22 protein-coding genes and 1 pseudogene are annotated in these 26,321 nt (G+C 56.1%); 7 read left to right on the forward strand and 16 right to left on the reverse strand.

What is annotated here, in order from left to right; translation table 11 throughout:
• Nucleotides 1-17: 17 nt before the first annotated feature.
• The 4 genes and pseudogenes from A3220_RS08595 to A3220_RS08610 form a co-directional block, all read right to left on the reverse strand.
• Nucleotides 18-2,753 carry a sensor histidine kinase gene (locus A3220_RS08595; RefSeq protein ID WP_062374406.1) on the reverse strand — a complete coding sequence of 912 codons (2,736 nt, stop codon included), beginning with the start codon at nt 2,751-2,753 and terminating at the stop codon, nt 18-20.
• Between the two features lie 2 nt (nt 2,754-2,755).
• Nucleotides 2,756-2,962, reverse strand: a complete 207-nt coding sequence (locus tag A3220_RS08600; protein ID WP_054641187.1) for a hypothetical protein — start codon at nt 2,960-2,962, stop codon at nt 2,756-2,758.
• A pseudogene (locus tag A3220_RS08605) lies at nt 2,959-5,017 on the reverse strand (3'-5' exonuclease). The gene A3220_RS08600 and the pseudogene A3220_RS08605 overlap by 4 nt, the downstream one beginning before the upstream one ends.
• On the reverse strand, nt 5,014-5,388 hold the full coding sequence (locus tag A3220_RS08610) for a response regulator (RefSeq protein ID WP_054641186.1): 375 nt from the start codon (nt 5,386-5,388) through the stop codon (nt 5,014-5,016). Before A3220_RS08610 ends, A3220_RS08605 begins: the two are co-directional and overlap by 4 nt.
• Before the next feature lie 137 nt (nt 5,389-5,525).
• Here A3220_RS08610 and A3220_RS08615 point away from each other — a divergent pair, with 137 nt between their 5' ends.
• Nucleotides 5,526-6,605: a DUF3524 domain-containing protein gene (locus A3220_RS08615; protein WP_062374481.1), complete on the forward strand. Its 1,080-nt coding sequence runs from the start codon at nt 5,526-5,528 to the stop codon at nt 6,603-6,605.
• Between the two features lie 24 nt (nt 6,606-6,629).
• Here A3220_RS08615 and nth read toward each other — a convergent pair whose 3' ends face one another.
• From nth to A3220_RS08670, 12 genes are all read right to left on the reverse strand, one after another.
• Nucleotides 6,630-7,268, reverse strand: coding sequence for an endonuclease III (gene nth / locus A3220_RS08620; protein ID WP_044627983.1), 639 nt, complete (start codon nt 7,266-7,268; stop codon nt 6,630-6,632).
• 29 nt (nt 7,269-7,297) lie between these two features.
• On the reverse strand, nt 7,298-7,999 hold the full coding sequence (locus A3220_RS08625; protein ID WP_062374408.1) for an electron transport complex subunit E: 702 nt from the start codon (nt 7,997-7,999) through the stop codon (nt 7,298-7,300).
• On the reverse strand, nt 7,996-8,625 hold the full coding sequence (locus tag A3220_RS08630; protein ID WP_062374410.1) for an RnfABCDGE type electron transport complex subunit G: 630 nt from the start codon (nt 8,623-8,625) through the stop codon (nt 7,996-7,998). The genes A3220_RS08625 and A3220_RS08630 overlap by 4 nt, the downstream gene beginning before the upstream one ends.
• Complete coding sequence (locus A3220_RS08635; protein ID WP_062374412.1) at nt 8,622-9,653, reverse strand: RnfABCDGE type electron transport complex subunit D; 1,032 nt, start codon at nt 9,651-9,653, stop codon at nt 8,622-8,624. Before A3220_RS08635 ends, A3220_RS08630 begins: the two co-directional genes overlap by 4 nt.
• The gene (gene rsxC / locus A3220_RS08640) at nt 9,650-11,320 is read right to left on the reverse strand and encodes an electron transport complex subunit RsxC (RefSeq protein ID WP_058577736.1); all 1,671 of its coding nucleotides are present in this window, start codon (nt 11,318-11,320) and stop codon (nt 9,650-9,652) included. The genes A3220_RS08635 and rsxC overlap by 4 nt, the downstream gene beginning before the upstream one ends.
• Nucleotides 11,307-11,888: an electron transport complex subunit RsxB gene (gene rsxB, locus A3220_RS08645; protein ID WP_058577735.1), complete on the reverse strand. Its 582-nt coding sequence runs from the start codon at nt 11,886-11,888 to the stop codon at nt 11,307-11,309. The genes rsxC and rsxB overlap by 14 nt, the downstream gene beginning before the upstream one ends.
• Before the next feature lie 5 nt (nt 11,889-11,893).
• The gene (rsxA, locus tag A3220_RS08650; protein WP_044627977.1) at nt 11,894-12,475 is read right to left on the reverse strand and encodes an electron transport complex subunit RsxA; all 582 of its coding nucleotides are present in this window, start codon (nt 12,473-12,475) and stop codon (nt 11,894-11,896) included.
• A 15-nt stretch (nt 12,476-12,490) separates the two neighbouring features.
• The gene (locus tag A3220_RS18295) at nt 12,491-12,628 is read right to left on the reverse strand and encodes a diguanylate cyclase (RefSeq protein ID WP_089675681.1); all 138 of its coding nucleotides are present in this window, start codon (nt 12,626-12,628) and stop codon (nt 12,491-12,493) included.
• 176 nt (nt 12,629-12,804) lie between these two features.
• Entirely contained in the window at nt 12,805-14,841 is a 2,037-nt protein-coding gene (gene metG / locus A3220_RS08655) for a methionine--tRNA ligase (protein ID WP_062374415.1), read from the reverse strand.
• 111 nt (nt 14,842-14,952) lie between these two features.
• Nucleotides 14,953-15,234 carry a hypothetical protein gene (locus tag A3220_RS08660; protein WP_044627975.1) on the reverse strand — a complete coding sequence of 94 codons (282 nt, stop codon included), beginning with the start codon at nt 15,232-15,234 and terminating at the stop codon, nt 14,953-14,955.
• Nucleotides 15,235-15,369: 135 nt separating this feature from the next.
• Nucleotides 15,370-16,551: a 1-acyl-sn-glycerol-3-phosphate acyltransferase gene (locus A3220_RS08665; RefSeq protein ID WP_058577732.1), complete on the reverse strand. Its 1,182-nt coding sequence runs from the start codon at nt 16,549-16,551 to the stop codon at nt 15,370-15,372.
• Between the two features lie 58 nt (nt 16,552-16,609).
• The gene (locus A3220_RS08670; protein WP_062374417.1) at nt 16,610-17,548 is read right to left on the reverse strand and encodes a recombination-associated protein RdgC; all 939 of its coding nucleotides are present in this window, start codon (nt 17,546-17,548) and stop codon (nt 16,610-16,612) included.
• A 167-nt stretch (nt 17,549-17,715) separates the two neighbouring features.
• Between A3220_RS08670 and A3220_RS08675 the strand changes: the two genes are divergently transcribed.
• The 6 genes from A3220_RS08675 to cmk all read left to right on the forward strand — a co-directional run bounded on the left by A3220_RS08675 (nt 17,716) and on the right by cmk (nt 26,157).
• Nucleotides 17,716-18,150: a thioesterase family protein gene (locus tag A3220_RS08675; RefSeq protein ID WP_062374419.1), complete on the forward strand. Its 435-nt coding sequence runs from the start codon at nt 17,716-17,718 to the stop codon at nt 18,148-18,150.
• Between the two features lie 165 nt (nt 18,151-18,315).
• Nucleotides 18,316-21,009 (forward strand): DNA gyrase subunit A, encoded by a 2,694-nt coding sequence (gyrA, locus tag A3220_RS08680; protein WP_062374422.1) that lies wholly within the window; start codon nt 18,316-18,318, stop codon nt 21,007-21,009.
• Complete coding sequence (gene serC, locus A3220_RS08685; protein ID WP_044627970.1) at nt 20,993-22,096, forward strand: 3-phosphoserine/phosphohydroxythreonine transaminase; 1,104 nt, start codon at nt 20,993-20,995, stop codon at nt 22,094-22,096. The genes gyrA and serC overlap by 17 nt, the downstream gene beginning before the upstream one ends.
• A 5-nt stretch (nt 22,097-22,101) precedes the next feature.
• Nucleotides 22,102-23,193, forward strand: a complete 1,092-nt coding sequence (pheA, locus tag A3220_RS08690; protein WP_062374423.1) for a prephenate dehydratase — start codon at nt 22,102-22,104, stop codon at nt 23,191-23,193.
• 29 nt (nt 23,194-23,222) lie between these two features.
• Nucleotides 23,223-25,478: a bifunctional prephenate dehydrogenase/3-phosphoshikimate 1-carboxyvinyltransferase gene (locus tag A3220_RS08695; protein ID WP_062374483.1), complete on the forward strand. Its 2,256-nt coding sequence runs from the start codon at nt 23,223-23,225 to the stop codon at nt 25,476-25,478.
• The gene (cmk, locus tag A3220_RS08700) at nt 25,468-26,157 is read left to right on the forward strand and encodes a (d)CMP kinase (RefSeq protein ID WP_044627968.1); all 690 of its coding nucleotides are present in this window, start codon (nt 25,468-25,470) and stop codon (nt 26,155-26,157) included. Before A3220_RS08695 ends, cmk begins: the two co-directional genes overlap by 11 nt.
• The last annotated feature ends 164 nt before the right edge of the window (nt 26,158-26,321 follow it).

Genomic DNA, 26,321 nt, shown 5'->3' on the forward strand with positions numbered 1-26,321 from the left:
GGCGCGCACCTCATTGTTTACATAAAAGAGGCTTTCGGAAGTTCCAATACCATTTTGGTGCCACCTAATGGGGATTCGGTAGCCCATAGTTTGCCACCCAGGTGGTGAATTATAGCGCGGCTAATGGGCAAGCCTAAACCGCTGCCTTTGGGTCGGCCTTTTTCCGTAGTGTGCTCTCTCAGCTGGAGTTGATAAAACTTTTCAAAGACGTTTTCACGCTCTGACGGGGGAATGCCTGGGCCGTTATCCTCGACGCTTAGTTGAAAGGTATTATCAACCGGATAAACCGATAACTTAATGTTTGGGTGCCGGGGAGCAGCAAATTTCCGTGCATTCTCCAGTAAATTAATAATCACCTGTTCAAGACGGTCCGGGTCGGCAGTGACTATGGCAGGTGACGCTTCCGCAAAGAACTCAAATTCGACACTCTGTTCGTCATGTAAGCGGAAAATGGCATCGCTGCTCTGTTTGGCTAGCTTGGTTAAGTCAACCGCCACTGGTTTCATGGTTAATCGGCCGCTTTCAAGTCGCGCTAAATCCAAGATCTCCTCAATAAGTCGGGAAAGGCGCTGGCTTTCCAGTACCATAATGCTGAGAAAGTGTTGTCGTTTATCGGCCGCGATATCGGGTGTATCGCGTAAAATTTCTGCAAATGATCGTATAGATGTTAGTGGCGTGCGAAGTTCATGACTGATCATAGCGACAAACTCATCTTTCATGCGATCAAGCTCACGTAGCCGTTCGTTAGCGCTGCGTAGCTCTTCACCGACACGAGCTAGTTCCTGGGACTTTTGCTCTAATTGGCGGTTGTACTCTAAGGCCTGGGAGGTGGTGTCTAAAATAGTGAGCACTGACTCTACATCTACTGCTTCACCACGTAAGACCGAGTTGATTAATACGCTGGCGGATGCGCTACCCAGGGAGCCAGCCAATGCCTGTTCAGCACGAGTGATTAGTGCCTTAGACGCTGGCCGCTGATAAGCATCGGTCTCGGTATCAGGTTGTGCCGTTTGGGATGCAAAGACACGCTGAGTTGCCATACTTCCCAAATACCGAATTAACAGTGCATGGAGTGCGCCTTCGGTGGTTTCACCTTGCCAGAGTGAAGTGGTTTGCAGATTGGGGTGCATTGCCTCGGTAAATAGTGCGGCCTGAGTCTGCTCTAGTGGTGTAGGGCGAGTGAATAATGATACGCCAATCAGCAAACTAACATTAACTAGCATGCTCCAAAACAGTGAATGCGTATAAATATCCCATCCGGTTAGCCCCAGCAGCGCGTAAGGTGATAGCCAACTGATTTCCCAAGGGCCCTGGGTAATTAACGTCTCTTTCAGCCAGCCCGACTGTGCAAACCCCGGCAGCAGCAGCGTATAGAACCAGATAAAAAATCCAGCGAGCAGCCCTAACGTTGCCCCCTGGCGCGTTGCCCCGCGCCAGTAAAGCCCGATGAGCAGTGCAGGGGCAAACTGGGCCACTCCCGCAAAAGAGACCAGTCCGATGGTTACCAGGCTGTAGCTATCGCCGATCAGCGCATGGTAGAGATAGCCCATGAGTAGAATCAGCAAAATGGCGATGCGCCGAATGTTGAGTAGCCAGTCGGCAAGCCGGCCATGGCGCTCAATATAAAGGTGCTTTACTTTCAGCAGCAGAGGCATAATGAGCTGATTGCTGACCATGGTAGAGAGGGCAATCGTCTCAACAATGACCATGCCGGTGGCGGCTGAAAGACCACCGATAAAGACTAACAGCGGCAAACCTTCTAGCCCCGCAGAGAGGGGCAGCGTGAGCACGAAGCTATCGGGATCGCCCTCGCCAAGTAGCAGCCCGGCTAAGGCAATCGGGATGACAAACAGGTTAATCAACAGCAAATAGAGCGGGAATAGCCAGCTGGCGCGATGGAGGTGCTGCTCGTCGACATTCTCCACCACGAGAACCTGGAACTGCCGGGGTAGTGTAAAGAAGGCCAGAAATGCCAGCAGCAGCATACCCACCCAGCCCGTTGCGCCGCCAGGTACGTTTTCTAGGCGCATGCTATTGATTAATGCTGGTGTAGCAGCGACTTCGGCCAAGAGGGCGCCTGGCCCTGCAAACATGATGAACGTGACAAATACGCCTACTGCCAGAAAGGCGATCAGTTTCACCAGGGACTCTACGGCAATGGCAGCCACCATCCCTTCGTGGCGCTCGCTGGCATCTAAGTGACGGGTGCCAAAAAGAATAATAAACACCGCCAGCACCATCGCTATCCAAAAAGAGCGGTCCATCCAGAAGCGTTCGTTCTCTAGCGTGATATCGGCACCCAGTGGGTAGTTCATCAGCACCGCATGACTCACCGTGATAGCTTTTAGCTGAAGCGCGATATAAGGGGTGATGGTGATGAGCGCCATGATGGCCACGAGTGCCCCTAAACGGGAGCTTTTGCCGTAGCGGGCGCTGATAAAGTCGGCAATCGAGGTAATGCGCTGCTGTGCGGCAATGCGCACCATTTTGCGTAGTGTAAAAGGGGCTAACAGCATCGCCAGTGTCGGCCCCAGGTAAATCAGTAGGAAGCTAGGGCCATACTGTGCTGCGCGGCCAACGCTGCCGTAAAACGTCCAGGCAGTACAGTAAACCGCGATAGAGAGGGCATAGACCGTAGGCGAGCCAATCAGCGAGCGGCCCTGTTCGGCGCGCCGGTCTCCCCAGGCGGCGACCATAAAGAGCAGGGCCAAATAGCAAAAGGCGGTACCAATCACTACCCAATCGCCGCGCATGGTCATGGTTCCTTGGGGGGCTCAACCAGCCAAGCGGTGAATCCAATGAGCGCTCCCCAAACGGCAAATAGGTAGAGCGGTAGCCAACCTAGCAGGCCCGGTAAACGATCAACAATAAGCAGCATCGGCGGGCAAAACATAAATAGTGCTAGCAGGGCCAGCGCGATGAGCCGTTCACGCCTGCGGGAAGGAGCGCTGAAGGGGTTCATGGTGCGCTGGCATCCTCTTTATCAAAGGCATTTGCCTGCAGGACAAGCAGCTCTTCCAGCGTATCAATGCCTCGGGCCTCGAGCCGTGGCAGCAGTGCTAGCCATAGCTCTGCGGTAACGCGGGCATCACCTAACGCCGTGTGGCGAGTGCCCGGTGGAAAGTGGAGGTCATAGCGCTTGGCAAGGGTGTCTAAATCGTGACCATCCAATGCTTCATCGAGCGCTTTTGAAATCAGCAGTGTGTCTAAAACAGGCATCGTAAAGTCAACGCCACGGTTGCTAATGGCCAGCATATCGAAAGCCGCATTATGGGCGAGCAGTACGGCCTCGCCAATGTAGTCTCGAAACAGGCCAAGCACCGTTTCAAGAGGGGCAGCGCCTGCGACATCCGCATCGGTAATGCCGTGAATCACCGTACTGGCAGCAGGAATGGCGCGCTTCGGGTCCACGAAATGATCAAACGCATCATTCGCCAGTAAACGGCCATTGACGATCCGGCAGGCGCCCAGGCTAATCACCGTGTCTCCTCGGCGCAGCTCAAGGCCAGTAGTCTCCGTATCAAACGCCACGATATCCAGGCAGCGTAGAGCTCTGCTAGCCAGAGCCTCGTCAGGCGCAGGCAGCTGTGCGATGCCAAAGTCATGGAATTCCGGCCGCGGAGGTGCAAGCTCACGAGGCGCTTGGGTTTGTGCAATCGTTGGTAGCTGGCAGTCTCAGTCGTGCGTGGCGTTTATCCGCATCGGCAACACTCCAGATATCGGTGGCGTGCTGGCGCAGAATATCCGCGACTGAGGGGCTAAGCGGTAGCGTAGTCAGCGGGTGCTCGCGCCAAATGGTGAGCTCGCCTTCGGGGACGGGTGAGCCTTGCCAAATCAAGTCAACGTAAGCGCGTTTTGGGTTGAGCGTAATCTCACCTTCAAAACCGCTGCTGGGCAAGTGGCAGCGTAGGTGGTCTACCAACGAGTCAAACAGTTCAATGAGTGCTGGCGCATCGCCTTTAAACCAAGCGGGCACGCCGATAGGGGTGATTAAGCGGTGGGCCGGGTCAAGGCGCTCATCCAGCGATTGCCAAAAATCGTTGGACCAAATGGGTCTTAAGCGTTCGCCGTGGTACTGAAGATCGTCCAGCAGCGAGCCAATCTCCGCGACGTGCTTGTTTAATGCTTGGCTCTCATCGTGCACTACTTGCTCTAAACGTGCTCGTAGCTCAAGCGACGTTTCTGAGGGGGGGATTTGACGTAGCGCATCAGCGGCGCTGCTTAAGCTGGCGGAGTGCTGGCGAAGTGGCGGCAATAGATGATTAAGTTCGGCCCGCACGCCCATTTCATTATTCCAGGTGGTGGTCGCATCGCTACAGGTTACCAGCGTTTCGCGTTCACTGCCGGGGACCCGGCGAATGACAACCTTTAGCCAGCGCTGGTCACTGGGAGCGAGCATTTCCCGAGGCGAGCCATCGTCGGGCAGTTGTGCCATGGCGTTGGCGAGGGTAGCTGTTGGCAGCAGGGCATCCAGGCGTTTACCAAGCCCCAGACCGGTATTACCCGCAAAGAAGTTTTCGGCAGCCTGATTAAACAGCATTACCCGCCGGTGCCGGTCGCAAAGTAACAGCGGTGTTTCAAGCACCTGTAGCAGCATTTCAAGCTCTTGGCGTATACGCGATGCGCTACGCGCTCCTTCTGCATGGGCGGTGGCGAGTCGTGAGCGGTCGGCGCGCCAGCTATGACTGACGCGGCGAAGGTCTGGGCCAAGCCCTTTTAACCAGCCCTCTACAGTGTGTTCGTCTGGGGCATCTGGATTGGCTACCCAACGCGCCAGCTGCGCTTGAAGATGGCGAAGGGGCGTAAAAAGCATGCGCTCCAGCAGCAGGCCCATTAAAAAAAGCGTGATGCCGCCTGAAAAACTGCCTAGCCATAGAGCCGCACGCGCCACGCCTGAAAGTGCCAGCTGGCTATCTAACCAAGCGGCAAAGAGCGCTCCCCCCACTAGGCTAACGCCGCTTAGCAGCAGCCACACGCCGACCAAGCGTTGGCGTTTAGGAAGGCCCTTGCGTGTCATGGTGCACGCTCGGCTAATAGGGCTTTGACCTTCTCTACAAGCTGTTGGGTAGAGAAAGGCTTGGTGACGTAGTCATCCGCGCCCAGCGCAAAGCCTTTTTCCCGCTCTACTTCACGGCCATGAGCCGTTAACATAATCACCGGTAAATGCCATTCGGATTCAGAGCGGCGCAGCTGCTCCAGCACTTCAAAGCCACTGATGCCCGGCAAGTTGATGTCTAGCAGCAGTAGGTCAGGGGATGCATCGGCAATTCTCAGCAGCGCGGTTTCGCCATCGGGCGCTGTCGTTACCGTCAGCCCGGCATGGGACATGAGGTACTCAAGGGAGAGTAGGATATTGGGTTCATCATCGACCACTAATACGTTGGCCATTACGGTTTCCTCAGCGGCGTTAGATGAGCAGTGCGACTGCTGCGATGGTTTAAGTGTATGTAGCGTACAGCATTCGGCCAAGACGACCTTGGCCGAATGCTGTGTATAAAGAGAACCTTTCACCGGTAGACAGGATGATGCGCGTTTTATTGTTATCGGCTTATGAAGCGGTTAGCCACCGTTATTGGGCTAACAGCTTAATGGCTGAAGTGAACGAGGTAGACTGGACGCTGCTAAGCTTGCCTCCTCGCTACTTCTCCTGGCGCATTCGTGGCAACCCGTTGAGCTGGTGGTTAAAAGAGTACGAGCGGCTAAATCAGCCCTACGATGTAGTGCTGGCAACGTCTATGGTAGATATCGCCACCTTAGTGGGGCTGTTTCCCCATCTGGGGCGAGCAAGAAAGATCGTCTATTTTCACGAAAATCAGTTTGCCTACCCCGAATCCAGCGAGCAGATGCCCCAGGTAGAAGCCAAAATGGTCAACTTGTATGCGGCACTGGCGGCAGATGTGCTGGTGTTCAACACGGCCTATAACCGGGACTCTTTTTTTGATGGTGCGCGGCGTTTTTTAAAGAAAATGCCGGAAAACTTGCCCGCTGCTAAACCGCTAGAACGGCTACGCCAAAGCGCTCGCGTGGTGCCCGTGCCCATCGCGCCTGCTAACTGTGCCGCCGCTGGTAACTCAAACCCGCAGCGGCTGATTTGGAATCACCGTTGGGAGTATGACAAAAACCCGGAGGACTTCTTCGCGGTGCTGTTCAAGCTAAGCGAGCAGCAGGTGCCCTTTGAGTTAGCGGTGCTTGGCCAGCAGTTTCGCGACGTGCCACCGATATTTGCCGATGCGCAGGTGCGCCTGGCTGAGCATGTTATCTGCTGGGGGCCGCAGCCGGAGGCGGAATACCGTGCGCTGCTCAACGGTGGAGGTATTGTGGTATCAACCACTTGGCATGAGTTTCAGGGGCTGGCGATCATGGAGGCTGCCCAGCGAGGAGCCACGCCGCTGGTACCGGATAGGCTCTGCTTTCCTGAACTTTATCCCGCCCAATATCGCTACGATGGTACACAAGAGGGGCTCTATCAGCGCTTGAAAGCGTGGCTGTTAGACCCCGGTAGCCAGCCCGCACAGTTGGATACTCAGCCATGGCAGTGGCCGCGCTGGCGAGAAACGTATCGTCAGCTGCTGGTGGAGGGGCAACTAATGACCTGCTCGGCATAGAGTGATCCTGGCGTTGGCGTGCCGTTAGGCAAGCTCGGTCTTTTCTTTATAGTCGCATAGATCTTCGATGATGCAGCTACCGCAGCGGGGTTTACGCGCAATGCAGGTGTAGCGCCCGTGTAAAATCAGCCAGTGGTGGGCATCTTGTTTAAAGGCGCTGGGAACGTGGCGCAACAGCTTCTGCTCGACTTCCAACACGTCTTTACCTTTGGCGATACCGGTACGGTTCGAAACGCGAAAAATATGCGTATCCACCGCGATAGTGGGCTGGCCAAAGGCGGTGTTTAAAATCACATTGGCGGTTTTACGCCCCACACCGGGCAGCGCTTCCAAGGCTTGACGGGTGTTGGGAACCTCGCCGCCGTGCTGATTGACCAGCAGGTGGCAGGTCTTCATTAAATTCTCTGCCTTGGTGTTAAACAGGCCAATGGTTTTAATGTGCTGCTTTAGGCCATCAATACCCAGCTCAATGATCGCCTCAGGAGTATTCGCGACCGGATAAAGCTTGGCCGTGGCTTTATTCACGCCTACATCCGTTGCTTGGGCGGAGAGCAGGACCGCAGCCAACAGCTCAAACGGCGTGCTCCAGTTGAGCTCGGTGGTGGGGTGTGGGTTTTCCGCCTGGAAGCGCGCAAATATCTCATGACGCTTTTGAGCATTCATAGCGTGTTCTCTTGGTTATTGAATGGTGCTTATTTAATAGTGCCGGTGACCCGCACACGGCGCTCGGCTCGCGGTGCGACGTTGACGGGCTGAGCGCGGGCGGCGCGCCGTTGATCCAGCACGTTTTTCAGCGCGATCAAAAGCCCTGCAACGAAGAACGCGCCGGGGGGCAGGATGAAAAAGAGAAACTGGTAGTCCGCCACCAGGGTGATCTGCCAGTGAGCGGCAACTGGCCCAAACAGCAGCGCCATGTCGCTAAACAGCGTCCCTTGGCCCACCAGCTCGCGGATCACGCCCATCAGCACTAATACCGCACCAAAGCCCAGCCCCATCATCAGCCCATCGATTGCCGCGGGCAGCACGGGCTGGCGGGAGGCAAACGCATCCGCCCGGCCCAAAATGGCGCAGTTAGTCACGATAAGTGGGATGAAAATCCCCAATATTTGATAGAGCGAGTAAGCGAACGCGGCCATGAGCAGCTCAGCGCAGGTTACAAAGGCGGCAATCACCATCACAAACGCGGGGAGCCGCACGGCGCTAGGCACTTGGTGGCGAATGAGCGAGATTGTTGTACTGGCCCCTACCAAGACCAGCAGAGTGGCCAACGCTAAGCCTAGCGCATTCACCACCGTGGCGCTGACCGCCAGCAGCGGGCAAAGCCCCAGTAGCTGCACCAGCGCCGGGTTATTGGTCCAAAGCCCTTCTCGGGCAAGCTGTGTCCACTGGCTCATGGTGCGGGCTCCTGCGGAACGAGTTCGCGCTGATAGTAGCGCAGCGCCTCATGAACGGCGTTAATGACGGCCCGTGGGGTAATCGTCGCACCGGTGAAACTGTCGAATTCGCCGCCCTCTTTGCTCACGGCCCAGCCGCTTGGGGGCAGGCTCTCAAGGCTTAGGCCATTGAATGACGTGATCCAGGCGCTGCGTGGTGACCTCTCGATATCATCGCCAAGCCCCGGCGTCTCTTGATGGTGAGTCACCCGCACCCCGGTGAGTTGCCCGCTTTGGTTGATGGCGACTAGCAAGCGAATGTCACCGTTATACCCTTGGCGTGTTACGACTGGCAGAATGGTGGCGGCTTCGCTACCTTGCTGTACCCGCCAACCCTCTTGAGGCGTGCGGTGCCCCAACGGCAATGGGTCGGGTAGCGAAAACGCGCTCTCCAGCACGGCCTGAATCGGCACCGAGGCCAGTGAAGCGGGCAGCACCTCCTGCAACTGACGATGCTGATAAGCAAGCTGGTGCTCGGCAATACGCTCCGCGGTCACGGCGCGGGTGAGGGCGACGCTGCCGGCTGTGACCAGGGCAAACAGGCCAAGGGCCAGTGCACCGCGCAGAATAGCGTGTTGAGTGGTCATGGCGCGCTCTTCCTCTCATCAGGCCGAGCGGTAGCTTGACCGACCGGGCGTGGCACGCTGACTATGTCCAGCAGCGGCACGCAGAGATTCATCAGCAGCACGGCAAAGGCGACGGCATCCGGGTAGCCGCCTAAATTGCGAATCAGGATGACCAGCACGCCAATCCCCGCACCGTATAACAGCTTCCCCTGACGACTGGTGGCCGCTGAGACCGGGTCGGTGGCAATAAAGAAGGCACCAAACAGCGTTGCCCCAGTGACAAGATGAAACAGCGGTGAGCCAAAGTGGCTGGTGTCGTTGGCATAAAACAGCGCTGAGAGCAGCATCATACTGCCCAGCATAGCGACCGGAATATGCCAGCTGATCAGCCGCTTGGCGATCAACACCACGCCCCCTGCCAGCCATGCCAGCGCGATATTGCGCCAAGCATTCAGCGTGCCGTCAGGGAGCGGCGACGATGCCCAGAACTCGCTGGCGAGCACGGCGTCACCTTTGTGTTTGAAGGCATCTAAGGGGGTGGCACCGCTCAAGGCATCCAGCGCGGACACGGGGACGGACCCCAGGATTTGTGGCCATAGTGAATCGGGCCAAAGCGATTGGGGCGGTGCCCAGAGCGTCATATGGGTGGGAAACGACACGAGCAGCAGTGCATAGCCCACCATCGCAGGGTTGAAAGGATTGTGGCCCAAGCCGCCATAGAGCTGCTTCGCGACGACGACGGCGGCGATCACCCCAACGCCAATCAGCCACCAGGGGCTCGCGGGTGGCAGCGAGGCGCCTAGCAACACGCCAGTGAGCAGGGCGCTGGAGTCGTTGAGCGTCGGCCAAATGGGGCGGTGGCGCAGGCGTAGAACGAGCGCCTCAGCGGCGACGGCCCAAAGCGCCGCGATCAGTACGTTGCTGAGCACACCTAGCCCAAAATAGAGCGTCATCACCGCAAGGCCCGGAAGCGTGGCGGCGATGACCCAGCGCATCACATGGGCTGTTGATGGTGCTTTTCCCAGCTGGGGGGCGTGCATCATGCTCATGGCGCTTCCTTCTGTTCACTGGCGGCGCGAGCGTCGGCCAATCGTGCTTCTGCCGCTTTTAGATTTTCTTGGGCAGTGGCGAGCTGGGTCTCCAAATCGTCGTGGCGCTGCTGCGGGTCTTGAGCGGCGGCCCGTGCCAACACTTTCTCCGCTTTTCGCACGGCGGCTTTGGCTGCCGTTTGAGCGATGCGTAGGCTGCGAAGGTCTGCCACGGGAGCGGTTTGAGTGCCCGTAGCGTCGCTGGAAGCGGACTGCTGCTGGGCGAGCCGTGCCTGACGGCGCGCCTTCTTCTCCGCTTCTTCCCTGACCAGCCGCGCTTGGCGGAACTCAAAGCGGTGCTTGGCGTGTTCCGCTTTGGCGGTTTCGATGCGTTTATGCCGAATACGCTGTTTGGAGGAGCGGTAGTCCTGCACCAAAGGAATCGCGCTGGGGCAAACGTAGCTGCAGGCACCGCACTCAATGCAGTCGAACAGATGATGGGCTTCAAGGGCGGCATCGTTTTCGGCACGGGCGTACCAGTGCAACTGCTGGGGAAGCAGTTGAGCAGGGCACACACTTTCACAAGCGCCGCAGCGAATGCAGGGGGCTTCCGCGGGTGCTGGCGGCAGCTCTTCTTTTGTCGCGGCAATCAGGCAGTTGGTCGTTTTGGTAACGGGGGCCTCTAATGACGTAAGCGGCGTGCCCATCATCGGCCCGCCGACCACCACTTGATGCAACTGCTCGTCGTCCACGCCAACCTGCGCCAGCAGCGCGTCTACCGAGGTGCCTACACGAACCCAGTAGTTGCCGGGCTGGGTAATGGCATCACCCGTTAGGGTAACGACCCTTGCGACCAGCGGTAGTCCGTCGCGTACCGCTTGCAGCGCCGCGAGCAGCGTGCCGGGGTTGTGGCATAGCACGCCAATATCCGCCGGTAGCCCACCGCTAGGCACCTCGCGGTTCAGCAGCTTTTTAATCAACTGGCGCTCTCCGCCGCTGGGGTAGCGGGTTTCGATTATCTTCAGAGTCACGCTCGCGAGCGGTTCGCTGTCAGCAATGACCGTAAGAAGGGCTTGTAGGGCCTGAATAGCCTCAGGCTTGTTATCTTCGACACCGACGATGATGTGCGTGGCTCCGCATAGGCGAGCCAGCAATTGAGCACCCTCGAGCACATCCGCTGCATAGTGGCGAAGCGTGAGGTCATCGGCGGTAATATAAGGCTCGCACTCGGCGGCATTGACCACCAGCGTGTCAATGGCATGGTGCTCGTTGACTTGAGCTTTGATATAGGTCGGAAAGCCCGCCCCCCCTAGCCCAATAAGCCCGCTATCATCTAGCCGTTGCAGCAGCGTGTCGCGCTCTGCGGTTCGCCAATCCAGCGGCGGTAGCGTGGCCCAGCGATCTTCGCCATCGCCTTGAATGATGATCACGCTGTCAGTTATCTCGATCACGGTGCCGCTGATACTGGCGTGCACATTAGCTGAGACCATGCCATCTCGGCGGGCGACTAGTGTGCCTGTTTTGACCGCATCGCCCACGTTGACGCAGGGCAGTGCCGCTTTACCGGTATGTTGCGACAGCGGTAGCATGACCACCTTTGGCAGCGGCGCGGTGCGCAGCGGCGCTTGATTAGAGCGCTCTTTACGTTCGGGTGGGTAGATGCCTCCGGGGAATTCATAGGCCGGCATGCGCGCTCCTTGATGGCTGGCGGTCGCTCACGATGGGCTCCCACTGTGTCAGCGGTTTGCGTCTGGGCAGCATGTCGATGCAGTCCACCGGGCAGGGGGCCGCGCAGAGGTCGCAGCCGGTGCACTCGTCTTCGATCACGGTATGCATCTGTTTGGCCGCGCCAATAATGGCATCTACCGGGCACGCCTGAATGCACTTGGTGCAGCCGATACACTCGGCTTCACGGATATACGCCACGGTATCTTCACTGGCTGCTTCCCCATCTAGCGGGGCAGGGTCACGGCCGAGCATATCCGCTAGGGCGAGAATAGTTGCCTCACCGCCGGGAGGGCACTTATTGATGGCGTCGCCCTGATTGATCGCTTCAGCGTAGGGGCGACAGCCGGGATAGCCGCACTGGCCACATTGGGTTTGTGGCAGCAGCGCATCAATTTTCTCAACCAGCGGGTTCTCTTCACCTTTAAAGCGCGCGCTCGCCATGCCGAGTAGCGCGCCAAAGGTGATGCCCAGGCCGGTGAGTACGCCGACGGCGCTAAGCACCCCCCACCATGAAAAGGAATCGCTCATGGCCGTTACCCCTGTACCAGTCCGGAAAATCCAAGAAATGCCAACGACATGAGGCTGGCGGTAATCATGGCGATAGCGGCCCCACGAAAGGGCTTGGGTACATCTGCGCTGGCCAAGCGCTCGCGCATGGCGGCAAACAGTACGAGCACCAGCGAAAAGCCTAACGCAGCGCCCAGGCCATATAGCGTGGTATGGAAAAAGCTCAGCTCTCGGTTTAGCGACAGCAGCGCCACGCCGAGGACGGCACAGTTGGTAGTGATTAGTGGCAGAAAAATACCCAGCACCTGATGCAGTAACGGACTGAGCTGGCGCACCATGATTTCAGTGAACTGCACAACGGCAGCAATCACGACGATAAAGCTAATGGTACGCAGATAGGTAATATCAAAGGGCACCAGTAAACCGTGATAAACCACGTAGCTAGCGGCAGAGGCTAGCGTCAACACGAACGTGGTAGCCAGCGACATGCCCATCGCTGATTCGAGCTTGTTCGAGACACCCATAAACGGGCATAGCCCAAGAAATTGGACCAATACAAAATTGTTCACCAGCGCGGTGCTGACCAAAATAACGAAGAGTTCATTCATGACGGCGTATTTTGCTTAGAAATAGGGTGGCTGGCTAGAGGGGGCTTGTAGAGAGACATGCAGCGCCGTCGCCACTTGCTGTAAGCACTCGTCTCCTTTCTGATGGCCATAATAGTCGTTGTAGAGTTTGAAGTGATCGATATCCAGCATCATGATGGCCAGTAGTCACTGTCTGCACTGGCTTGGCTCACCGCTAAGGTTAAGCGCTGATCGAATAACCGCCGGTTGGGAAGCTCCGACAGTGAGTCATGGGTCTAAATGGAAGAAGTAGCCTAAAAACAAAAGGGGCAGGCTGTTCGCCTTGCCCCTTTCATCCGTGAATGGCGGCGCTACGTTACACGCTGACCCGGCTCGGCGCCAGCATCCGGCGAGAGCAGATAAATACCCTCTTTATTCGCTGAAGCAAGCACCATGCCTTCGGATACACCAAAGCGCATCTTGCGGGGCGCCAAGTTGGCAACCATCACCGTCAGGCGGCCTTCCAGGGCCTCTGGAGAGTACGCAGAACGAATGCCAGAGAAGACGTTGCGGGTTTCGCCACCCAAATCCAGGGTAAGCTGTAATAGTTTGTCAGCACCTTCGACATATTGTGCTTTGGCAATCCGAGCAATGCGCAGGTCAACCTTGGCAAATTCATCAAAGCTAATTTCATCCGCGATGGGCTCGTCTGCTAGCGGGCCTTTCGGGGTGTTTTTTAGCTTCTGCTCTTCTACCAGATCCTCTTTTGATGCGTCGATCATAGCATCGATTTTGTCCCGCTCTACTCGGGTCATCAGCGGTTTGAATTTGTTGATCGGGTGGTTGACCAGCACATTACCACGGCTTTCCCAATCAAGAGTGTCAATATTTATAAACTCACGGGCTTGCTCTGCCATGCTCGGCACCACCGGCGCCAGATACACCATCAGCTGGCGGAACAGGTTGATGCCCACCGAGCAGATTTCCAGTACTTCTTGATCGCGACCATCCTGCTTGGCGAGTGCCCAGGGCTCTTTTTCAGCGATATAGGCATTGGCTTCATCGGCCAATTCCATAATCTTGCGAATGGCGCGGCTAAACTCACGCGCTTCAAAGTCGGCGGCAATATCGTCACCGGCAGCGATAAAGCGGGCAACCATCTGCGGTTCGGCACAGTGCTCAGAGAGGGTGCCGCCCCCAAGTTTTTTGACAAAACCGGCACAGCGGCTGGCAATGTTCACGACCTTACCGACGAGATCTGAATTCACTCGGGCAGCGAAGTCTTCAAGGTTTAGGTCAAGATCATCCACCTTGGAGGTGAGCTTGGCGGCAAAGTAGTAACGCAGGTACTCGGGGTTGAGATGTTCAGCGTAAGTGGCGGCCTTGATGAAGGTGCCGCGCGATTTTGACATCTTCGCACCATCGACGGTCAAAAAGCCGTGGCAGTTTACCGCCGTGGGGGTGCGCAAATCAGCACCGTGGAGCATGGCAGGCCAGAACAGCGCGTGGAAATAGACGATGTCTTTACCAATGAAGTGGTAGACCTCCGCGTCTGAGTCTTTTTCCCAGAAGCGATCGAAATCAATACCTTCGCGCTCGCAGAGGTTTTTAAAGCTGGCCAGATAGCCGATGGGGGCGTCTAGCCATACATAGAAGTATTTGCCGGGCGCATCGGGAATCTCAAAACCAAAGTAGGGCGCATCGCGGGAAATATCCCACTCGTTAAAGCCAGACTCAAACCACTCCATTAGCTTATTGCGGATTTGTGGCTGTACGTGGCCATCATTGATCCACTGCTGCAGGAAGTCGGCGAAGTCCGGCAGTTTGAAGAAGTAGTGCGTGGAGCTGCGTACTTCGGGCGTGGCACCGGAGATGGCGGAAACTGGATTGATCAGGTCCGCAGGTGTGTAGGTTGCGCCGCACTTTTCGCAGTTATCGCCGTACTGATCGACCGCGTGGCACTTTGGGCAGGTGCCTTTGATGAAGCGATCGGCTAGAAACAGACCTTTCTGCGGGTCGAACATCTGCTCGATATCGCGAGTGGCAATATGGCCTTTATCGCGTAGGCGGGTGTAGATCAGCTCGCTGAGGTAGCGGTTCTCATCCGAGTGGGTGGAGTGGTAGTTATCGAACCCCACGCCAAAGCGGGCGAAATCTTCCTGGTGGTCTTGGGAAACGCGTTCAATCAGTGCTTCAGGGGAAATGCCTTCCTGCTCGGCACGCAGCATAATCGCGGTGCCGTGAGCATCGTCAGCACAAACGTAGTAACACTGCTGGCCACGGCTCTTTTGGAAGCGTACCCAGATATCCGTTTGGATGTACTCAAGCAGGTGGCCTAAGTGAATAGCGCCATTGGCATAGGGAAGGGCGCTCGTCACCAGAATGTTGCGCGGGGCAGTATTGGGCATGGTGAGTGATAATTCCGGTTAGGCAGTACAAATAAAGACGGCGAAGGGGAGGTGCTTCGCCGGTAATGTCATGGTAATGCGTACAAATAGCCAGAGGCTCAGCCTGACAGACTAGTAGAGCGCTTGCTCTTCTTGAACTACTTCACGCAGCAGTTCTAAAAATAGCTTGTCTGCTTCCGAGTGCTCTGCCGGGTCTTCAGGAATATGCACGCTGGTGGTGTCTGAAATCTCATTGGCAATACGTGCCATCACGGCGGGGCTACTGCCTTCAATCAGTTGCTGGCGTGCAATAGCCAGCGACTGCTCTAGAATTTTAGGGTCTTGTAGAAGCTTGCGAATAAAGCCGCGTAGCTCGTTGATAATACGTGTTTTTTGAATTTCTGATGCGGACATAGAGAATCTCCTTAAGACCGCGCCTGATGAAGCTACCAAGCGAGACCAATGAATGCCTTGACCATAGCACTTTTTCGAGCTGCGAGCATGCGTTGATCATTACGCTTAACTAAGTAAGCCGCTGCATGTAAGCATTTATATGCTGAGTCGTCCCGCCTTATGTTTCACCGGGTTGGCATACTGCCCTAACCAATAGGGTTGCAGTGCTTCTGGAACGCTTGCTAGCCGTGCTTTAAACCGCTCCCGATCTTGACGGGTAATGGATTTACGCGCGACTAGCTCCGGCGATTCGCCCAATGCTTCCAGCGCCAGATAGTGGCTGGGAAATAGGCGATAACCACCAATCACCTGGCGGTCAATTTCAGCAGCTACTTCATCAGGTGTCGCCATGTCGGCACCCACTGGCGTACCAAATTTTAGCTGAACGCGGCCTTTAGAGCCGGTAATGCCAGAAACAATTGAGCGGATGTCTTCAAACTCACTCTTGGCGTAGCTACCCTGGGTGGCGATATCATGCAGTTCCTGAGCTTTTTGCGAGTCGCAGGGATCGTACTCGTAGCTAATCGATACAGGAACGAGCTTCAGCTCGGCAATGGCATCGCCGAAGACCATATCTCGCTCTGCATGGCGTTTTGCCATCGTGAGCATTTTGATAATAGCGGGGTCGGTACGGTCAATGCCGTTTTTAGCACGACCTTCGCGCTGGGCCATCCAGATAGAGTGATTGTCTTCGGTAATCGAGTGGCGAATGTAAGACGACAGCTGCTGATAAGCGGCCAACATGGCCCGCTTTCCGCGTGCGCTCCGCGGCACAATAAAGCTTTTGTTCAGCCGCATCAGGTCGGTTACATAGGGCTTTTTCAGCAAGTTGTCGCCAATCGCAATACGTACCGTATCTCGGCCTGCCTGGTAAAGCGCGTAATTAACAAAGGCGGGGTCTAGCGAGATATCGCGATGATTGCCGATAAATAGATAAGCGCTGTTGTCGTCGAGCTTGTCTAATCCCGAGACCTCAAAGGCATCCGTGGTGGTGCGGATCATGCGCTCCATATAGCTGGCAATGCGCATTTGAAATTCGCGAACGCTGGTAACACCCTTTACTTCACGGCGAATGGCGTGGCCTGCCAGGGCGCGCGCTACGGGCCGCGCCCATTTGGCCATGCGCGGCAGCCTAAAGCGGGTAAGCGCGTCAAGCAGTTCACTATCGTGAGAGAGCCGTTCAAGAACATCGGCCACCTCATGATCCATATAGGGGCGAATGTCTGCCCATGGGTCGTTGGTGGTGTCAGTGTTGGGTGCGTTATTGTGATGAGTCATGCGATCCGTTGGATATAAGCAAAAATAATCGGGTGGCTGCGGCTTAAAATATAGAGCGTTAGGTATCTTGCTGAGCCGTCGGTTCCCGCTGAGTTTCGCCACCAAGCCATTCCAGCAGGCGGGTAACATCGTCAGAAAGCGCTTGGGCCATCAGAATAAAGTCGGTTTCCAGGCGGGCTAGCGCATCATCGCCGTCGTCGGCATGGTCGGCTTCTTCAATCAGTGCGTCGCCAAAGCGCAGCGACTTCAGCGCTAAATCGTCATGCAGCACAAAGCTTAGGCGGCCTTCCAAGCTGATCGCCAGTTTGCTGGCCTGGCGTCCGCTCTCAAGTAGCTGCTGAATTTCATCGCTGTCTAGGTCAACTTGCCGTGCGCGTAGCACGCCATCGTCGCCTTTTGCCTTGAGTTCCACTTGGTCGCCGAGCTGTAGGTCGCTTGGGCGGCTAGATGGGTCGCCTAACCAAGTAGTCATGGCGCGTATCGGCAGTGTTTGGCTGCTCAATGGCGTAGCTTTTAAGCTGCCGAGTGTCTCACGCAGCAGGTCCAATACATCTTCTGCTCGGGTGCGGGAACTAGCATTAACGCCAATGAGCTGGCGCTTAGTGTCCCACCATAAGTCAATTTTCTGGCTGCGGACAAAGGCGCGGGGCATGAGTTCTTCGGTGACCTGCTCTTTCAGCGCGCTCTTTTCCTTGCGCGCGACTTTGCGTCCCTCACTGGCCTCGATATCGGCGACTTTTTCGTCGACTTCTTCTTTGACAACCGACGCGGGAAGCAGGCGCTCTTGGCGTAGGGCAGAGAGTAAGCGGTGCCCCTGAATTTCATGCAGACGCTGGTCGCCACCTAGCCGCCCCGCAGGCGCTGTCCAGCCTAAGCGGCGAGCATCCGCATTGCCTAGCGGCTTGGCCGCATGCTCATCCAATGCGTTGGCCAGAGTTTGGCTATCTAGCTCGGGAGCGCCGTGTAGGCGATATAAATGCAGGTGCTTAAACCACATGTCACCGATCCTATGAAAAAGGTGGCACATTATGTCGAAACGCGGCCTTTCCTACCAGCACCTTGGTGCAGCGACCTGCTGTTGCACGAGTTTAAAACTTGTGTTTGATTTGCAGGGTATTAATGATTCCTTGCCCCATTTCCATAAGCAGTGAACAAGAGGATGCTATGTCTGAGTTAATTTCCCACGTCAGTATGCGGGTCCGTGGTTACCACCTAGATGGCTATGGTCATGTCAACAACGCGCGTTATCTGGAGTTTATGGAGGAGGGGCGCTGGGCATTCTTCGATGAGCACCCTCGGCTTATCCAGCAGCTTCACAGCGCTGGGCGGGCATTCGTGGTGGTTAATTTAAACATCGACTATCGCGCGGCGGCCGTCCAGGGGGACGATTTGCAGGTATTAACGGGCATCGTCGACGTTGGTGAGCGAAGTGCGCTCTGCCATCACCGCATCATTCGATCTGACGGCACTTTGATCGCCCAGGCCGACCTCACCTTCGTGCTGCTGGATGTGAAGGCCAATAAAGCCGCCGCCATCGAAGGTGAGGTGCGCGACGTGCTACGGGGACTGATCGTGCCCAAAGAAGCGTTTACGGCCTAAATGGCAATGGCGGTGTCACCGACTGCCCTTGATGCGCATGCAGTGGTATGATGTCACGGTATCTGCGCGCCGCCTTCATGTACTCAGTCTCGTACGACGAAAGGCGGCATTTTCAAGCGCTTTCAACTCTCGCAGTGCCAATGCAGTGCAAAGGATCTGACTTTCATGGGTGACATCGCCAGAGAAATCTTGCCCGTCAATATTGAAGACGAGCTCAAACAGTCGTACCTCGACTATGCGATGAGTGTCATTATCGGCCGCGCGCTACCTGATGTGCGCGACGGCCTGAAGCCCGTTCACCGGCGTGTGCTGTTTGCCATGCATGAACTGGGCAATGACTGGAATAAACCGTACAAGAAGTCGGCGCGTGTCGTCGGCGATGTCATCGGTAAATACCACCCGCACGGAGATAGTGCGGTGTATGACACCATCGTACGCATGGCGCAGCACTTCTCCATGCGTCATGTGCTGGTCGATGGTCAAGGTAACTTTGGCTCCATCGACGGTGACAACGCGGCGGCCATGCGTTACACCGAGGTGCGCATGGCGCGTCTAGCCCACGAGTTGCTGGCGGATCTCGAAAAAGACACGGTCGATTGGGTCGATAACTACGACGGCACCGAACGAATCCCAGACGTGCTGCCTACGAAAGTTCCCAACCTGTTGGTCAACGGGTCGTCGGGCATCGCGGTGGGCATGGCGACGAACATCCCGCCGCACAATATGCGGGAAGTGATCGACGGTTGCTTGGCGCTCATCGACGACTACACGCTCTCGGTGGATGATCTGATGCAATACATCCCCGGTCCTGATTTTCCCACCGGGGGGATCATCAACGGGCGTGCGGGCATTCTCGATGCTTACCGCACTGGCCGTGGACGTATTTACGTGCGCGCGTGCCACACCATCGAGCACGACGATAAAACCGGCCGCGATCACATTATCATCACTGAGCTGCCTTATCAGGTGAACAAAGCCCGGTTGATTGAGAAGATTGCCGAGCTGGTTAAAGAGAAGAAAATCGAAGGCATTGCTGAGCTGCGCGATGAGTCGGATAAAGATGGCCTGCGCGTGGTGATTGAGATCAAGCGCGGTGAGTCCGGCGAAGTGGTCGTCAATAATCTGTTCGCCCAGACGCAGCTGCAGAACGTGTTCGGCATCAACATGGTGGCGCTGGAGAACGGCCAGCCCCGCACGTTGAACCTCAAAGAGATGCTCGAAGCGTTTATTCGTCACCGCCGTGAAGTGGTGACGCGGCGCACGCTATATGAACTCAAGAAAGCGCGTGAGCGTGGCCATCTGCTTGAAGGTTTGGCCGTCGCGATTTCGAACATAGATGAAGTCATTGAACTGATTAAAGCCTCGCCTAACGCCGCTGAAGCGCGTGAAAAGCTGCTGGCGAAAGTGTGGAAGCCTGGTCAGGTAACCGCGATGTTGGAACGTGCTGGGGCGACCTCTTGCAAGCCGGAGGATCTGGATGAAGGATTTGGACTGAACCCCTCTGCCACCGAATATCGGCTTTCCCCCGCTCAAGCGCAGGCCATTCTTGAATTGCGCCTGCACCGCCTTACTGGGCTTGAAACCGAGAAGCTGCTGGATGAGTACCTCTCGATTCTTGAGAAGATCGCCGAGTTTACCGAAATTTTGGCTTCCGCTGACCGCCTGATGGAAGTCATCCGTGAAGAGCTGCACGCGGTGCGTGATCAGTTCGGCGATGACCGCCGCACGGAAATCCAAGCCAGCCACCTGGATCTTTCCATTGAAGACCTAATCGCAGAAGAGGATATGGTGGTTACCGTGTCCCGCTCTGGTTACGCGAAGACTCAGCCGCTGTCTGATTATCAGGCTCAGCGTCGGGGTGGTCGCGGCAAGTCCGCCACGGCCATGAAGGACGAGGACGTCATCGAGCATCTGCTGGTTGCCTCGACCCACGACACCGTGCTGCTCTTCTCTAACCGTGGCAAGGTGTATTGGCTGAAAGTGTACGAAATGCCCAATGCAAGCCGCGGCTCTCGTGGCAAGCCTTTGGTGAACATGCTGCCGCTGGAAGAGGGCGAATCGGTCAACGCCATCCTGCCTGTGCGTGATTACGACCCCGAGCACTACATTTTCTTCGCCACCGCAAATGGTACGGTCAAACGTACCAGCCTTGAGCAGTTCTCTCGCCCGCGTAGCGTTGGCCTGATTGCGATTGACCTGGAAGAGGGTGACCGCTTGGTCGGTGCTGCGATTACATCGGGCAGCGACCACGTCATGCTGCTCTCCTCGAATGGCAAAGCGATTCGCTTTGAAGAGGGCAATGTGCGCGCCATGGGCCGTACCGCTCGCGGCGTACGTGGTATGCGCTTGGCAGGCGATGCGGAAGTTATCAGTCTGATTATTCCGAAGAGCCAGCAGATTGATGCCGAAGCCGATGCCGAGGTAGCTGCGCAGGCAGAGGCGGTGGAGCAAGCCCAGGACGAAGGCCAGATTTATATTCTGACGGCCAGTGAGAATGGCTACGGCAAGCGCACCCGACTGGAGGAGTTTCCGCTGCGCGGCCGTGGCGGCCAGGGCGTCATTGCGATGCAGACCAGCGAGCGTAATGGCTCATTGGTTGCCGCTATGCAGGTGTATGACAGCGACGAAATGATGCTGATTACCGATCGCGGCACGCTGGTGCGTACTCGCGTGGAAGAAGTGTCAACGACTTCGCGTAATACTCAGGGTGTGATGCTGATTCGCTTGGGTAAAGAAGAGAAGCTGGTGAAAACCGTTCGCGTTGATGAGCCCGAAGAGTCCGATGTTTTAGAGGCAGGCGAGCCAGCAGACGCAGACAATGGCGCACAGGAACCGGGAACCGATGACACGTCATTATAACTTTTGTGCAGGGCCTGCAGCCCTGCCAACCGCCGTTTTAGAGCGAGCGCGTAACGAATTGCTTGACTATCAGGGGCGTGGTTTGTCTGTGATGGAGATGAGCCATCGTAGTGATGAGTTTATTGCCATTGCAGAACGTGCCGAGGCAGATCTTCGTGAACTGCTAGCGATTCCCAGCAATTACCAAGTGCTTTTCTTGCAGGGCGGCGCAAGCATGCAGTTCTCGATGCTGCCGATGAATTTACTGGGCCAGGGCGGTAGCGCTAACTTTATCCAAACAGGCATTTGGGGAAAGAAAGCGTTAAGTGAAGCCAAGCGGCTTGGCTTTAGCTGCCATGTGGCTGCCAGCAGCGAGGCTAATGGTCACACTGCCGTGCCTGATGAGGCATCGTTATCAATCACCAATGACGCGGCCTATCTGCACTACACCTCGAATGAAACCATTGGTGGTTTAGAGTTTGATTACACGCCCCAGATAACTCGCGCTGATGGTGCAGCCGTGCCGCTGGTGTGCGATATGTCGTCGAATATTCTCTCTGGCCCGATTGATATCAGCGATTTTGGTGTGGTGTACGCTGGCGCGCAGAAAAATATCGGCCCGGCGGGGTTAACCATCGTGGTCGTACGTGACGATCTGCTAGGTAAAGCCCCTAGCACGATTCCATCACTTTTTGATTATCAAATGCTGGCAGAAGCGGGCTCTATGGTGAACACCCCGCCGACTTATGCCTGGTATCTATCGGGCTTGGTTTTCCAATGGCTTAAAAATGACATCGGCGGCTTAGATGCAATGGATGCGCTGAATCAGCGCAAAGCGCAAAAGCTTTACGCTGCCATTGATGCCAGCGCCTTCTACAGTAACCCTATCGCCGTACCTAACCGTTCGCGTATGAACGTACCGTTTGTGTTGGCGGATGCGCGTTTGGATAAAGCGTTTTTACAAGAAGCCGATGAGGCAGGCCTGCTAAACCTTAAAGGCCACCGCAGCGTAGGTGGTATGCGCGCTAGTTTATATAACGCCGTTCCAGAAGAGGCGGTCGATTCCTTAATCGCCTTTATGGCGGATTTTGAACAACGAAGAGGCTAACCATCATGTCCGATACGCCGATCAATTTAGATGACTTGCGTCAACGTATCGACCAGTTGGATGGCGATATTCTGCGCTTGATCAGTGAGCGTGCCAGCTGCGCCCAGCAGGTGGCGCACGTTAAGCTCGCCCAAGATCAAGATGCCGTGTTTTACCGCCCAGAGCGCGAAGCGCAGGTGTTACGGCGCATTATGGCGCTGAATAAAGGCCCGCTGGACGCTGAAGAGATGGCCCGTCTGTTCCGCGAGATTATGTCGGCCTGCCTCGCGCTGGAGCAGCCGGTAAAAGTGGCCTACCTAGGGCCGGAAGGCACTTTCACCCAGCAAGCGGCGCTCAAGCATTTTGGCGAAAGTGCGGTAAGTCTGCCTATGGCCGCTATCGATGAAGTGTTCCGCGAAGTGGAAGCCGGCGCGGTGAACTATGGCGTGGTGCCGGTGGAAAACTCCACTGAAGGGGTGGTGAACCACACGCTCGATACCTTTATGGACTCTTCCATTAAGATTTGTGGCGAGGTAGTACTACGCATTCACCACCATCTCTTAATTAGCGAAACAACGCGCAAAGACAAAGTCTCGCGTATCTACTCGCACCCCCAGTCGTTTGGCCAGTGTCGTAAATGGCTGGATGCGCATTACCCACATGCTGAGCGTGTGCCGGTTTCCTCCAACGCTGAAGCGGCTAAATTGGTGAAAACCGAATGGCACAGCGCGGCGATTGCCGGCGACATGGCTGCCAAGCTCTACGGCTTAGAGCGCATTGCCGATAAAATCGAAGACCGTCCGGATAACTCGACGCGCTTTTTGATTATTGGTAATCAAGATGTGCCTATGTCAGGCGAAGACAAAACTTCCATTGTGGTAGCCATGCGTAACCAGCCAGGCGCGCTTCACGACCTGTTGGAGCCATTCCATCGCCACAAGATCGATTTAACCCGCATCGAGACGCGCCCTTCGCGCACAGGCGTATGGAATTACGTGTTCTTCATTGATTTCAAAGGCCACCGTGATGAGCCGGGTGTAGCGGCTGTGCTGGAAGAGGTGCGTCTGCGCGCTGCTGAGTTGCGCGTATTGGGTTCTTACCCTCAGGGCGTGCTGTGACGGTGTTAGCACAAGGTGCTGGGCGTGAAGTGTGTCATGAACCGCGAATTTTAATCGTCGGGCTGGGCTTAATTGGTGGTTCGCTAGCAGCGGCGCTGCGCGCTTCTGGTTTTTCCGGGGAAATTATTGCCTGCGACCCTAATAAAGACGAGATTGCTCTGGGTATTGAGCTGGGGCTTGTTAACGCTGGCGGCACGCAGCTAGCTGAGCTGCTGGATGATGTTTCCATGGTGGTCCTGGCAGTGCCCGTACTGGCAATGGAAAGCGTGATGACCGCGCTGGCCCAGGCGCTTCCTAACGCGGCTGATGATGTAGTGATCACCGATGTGGGTAGTACCAAAGCCACCATTCGTGAGTGTGCCGAACGCGTGTTTGGTTACGTATTACCTAATATCGTCTTAGGGCATCCTATCGCGGGCTCAGAAAAGAGTGGTGTGGCAGCGGCCAACCCGACGCTTTATGTTAATCACAAAGTGATTCTGACGCCCGAACCTAACGTCGATGCTGATGCACTAGCACGCGTGGAAAAGCTCTGGCAGACGTGTGGTGCAGAAGTCTTGCAAATGAGCGTCGAGCGCCACGATCAGGTGCTGGCACGCACGAGTCACCTGCCGCACCTTTTGGCGTTCTCTCTAGTGGATACGCTGGCGCGTCAGGATGAGCGGCTGGATATTTTTCGTTACGCTGCGGGCGGATTTCGTGATTTTACCCGTATTGCAGGCAGCGACCCGGTCATGTGGCGGGATATTTTTATCGCCAACCGAGAAGCAGTGCTGTCGTCACTAGACGACTTTGAAGCAGGGTTAAAGCGTCTTCGTTGCGCCGTTGAAAGCGGTGATAGCGATGCGCTAATTGCAACGTTTGATCGTGCCAGCCACGCGCGACACTATTTTGATACGTTATTGAATAAAACCAGTTATCAGGCGGAATATCATATGCAACCACACGGTAAAGTGACTTATCGCGTGCAGCCAGGCGGCCAAGCGCAAGGCCGTCTTCGCGTGCCGGGCGATAAATCCATATCCCATCGCTCTATTATGCTGGGTGCTCTGGCGGAAGGTGTGACGGAAGTAAAAGGCTTCTTGGAAGGTGAGGATAGCCTAGCGACTCTACAAGCTTTTCGCGAGATGGGCGTGGCCATTGAGGGGCCTCACCAGGGGCGAGTCACTATCCACGGTGTGGGCATGCAGGGTTTGAAAGCGCCCGCAGGGCCGCTCTATGTAGGCAACTCCGGTACGGCTATGCGGCTCTTTGCCGGTTTGCTGGCGGGCCAATCTTTCGATAGCGAGCTGACCGGCGATGAGTCGCTCTCTAAGCGGCCGATGGGGCGTGTGGCAGATCCGCTGCGTCTGATGGGTGCTACCATCGATACCGCCGAAGGCGGCCGTCCGCCGTTAAAGATCCACGGCGGTGCGCCGCTGAAAGGTATTTACTACGACATGCCGATGGCCAGCGCGCAGGTAAAGTCATGCCTGCTGCTTGCTGGGCTCTATGCCGAAGGTGAAACCCGCGTGCGCGAGCCAGCTCCTACCCGTGACCATACCGAGCGTATGCTTAACGGCTTTGGATACGCCGTTTCACGCGAAGGGGATACCTGTTGGCTACAAGGTGGCGGACAATTAACGGCTGGGTCGATTGATGTGCCCTCCGATATTTCGTCAGCGACGTTCTTCCTTGTCGCAGCTGCCATTACGCCGGGCTCGGATATCACGTTAGAGCATGTAGGTATCAATCCAACCCGCATTGGTGTGATCAATATTTTGAAATTGATGGGCGCCGACTTAACGCTTGAAAACGAACGTGAAGTGGGTGGCGAGCCAGTGGCGGATATTCGTATTCGTTACGCGCCCCTAAAAGGTATTGATATTCCCGTCGATCAAGTGCCGCTGGCTATAGATGAGTTCCCGGCGCTATTCATCGCGGCGGCCAATGCTCATGGCACGACGCGCCTGCGCGGCGCGGAAGAGCTGCGGGTGAAAGAGTCCGACCGTATCCAGGCCATGGCCGATGGCCTTGCTGTGCTTGGCGTTGAGCATACGGTGGTGGAAGACGGTATCGATATTATTGGTAACGGCAACGACAGCGTGCCGAGCTATGGCGGCGGCCGTATCGATAGCTTGGGCGACCACCGTATTGCTATGGCGTTTGCCATTGCGTCGCTACGCGCAGGTGATGAAATCATTATTGACGACTGTGCGAATGTCGCTACCTCGTTCCCGGATTTTGTTGCGCTGGCGCAGCGCATTGGTATGAGTGTTAGCGTGGAGGGTGCTAATGACCGCTAAGGTACCTGTGCTGACAATCGATGGCCCCGGCGGTGCTGGCAAAGGCACGATTAGCAGCCTTGTGGCCGAGCGTTTAGGTTGGCACCTATTAGACAGTGGGGCACTTTATCGTCTAACGGCCCGGGCGGCCGTCAAGCATCATGTCGCCCTAGATGATGAGGCGGCACTGGCAGCGATTGCCACTAAGCTAGATGTTGCCTTTCCTGTGGTAGATGGTCAGCCTTGCACCTTGTTAGAGGGCGAAGACGTTGGGCAGGTGATTCGTACCGAGCAAGCAGGTGAACTTGCTTCTCAGGTCGCAGCGCTGCCTAGTGTGCGCGCAGCACTACTTCAGCGCCAGCGAGATTTTTGCCAATTACCTGGGCTGGTGGCAGACGGCCGCGATATGGGAACTGTCGTATTTCCCGAGGCGCCGTTGAAGGTTTTTCTCACCGCCAGCGCCGAAGAACGGGCTCGCAGAAGGCATCTACAGTTGCAGGAAGCAGGGGTGGATGCTAGTCTGTCGAGTCTTTTAAAGGAGATTCAGGCACGCGATGCACGCGATACGCAACGCAGTGTGGCTCCTCTCAAGCCGGCAGATGATGCCATTACGCTTGATACCACGCGCCTGAGCATACCGGAAGTGGTTGATCGGCTGACCGAACTGCTTGCCCAACGCGGCATGTCTAACGGCATTTGATTCTCCCTTGCGGCGTTTTTGGAAAGGTGTCACGACGTGGCAGGGCGATAACTCCATATCAGTGAGCCCGGTCAGGTCTAACCAGCGCTAACGCCTCCAAAAGCAGAGTGACATTAGGCCCGTACTCGCTGGTGGTACGGAGAAGGCAGTTATGCCTCAACAAC

It is taken from the genome of Halomonas sp. KX33721 (genome assembly GCF_001596805.1).
Taxonomy (GTDB): Bacteria; Pseudomonadota; Gammaproteobacteria; order Pseudomonadales; family Halomonadaceae; genus Vreelandella; species Vreelandella aquamarina.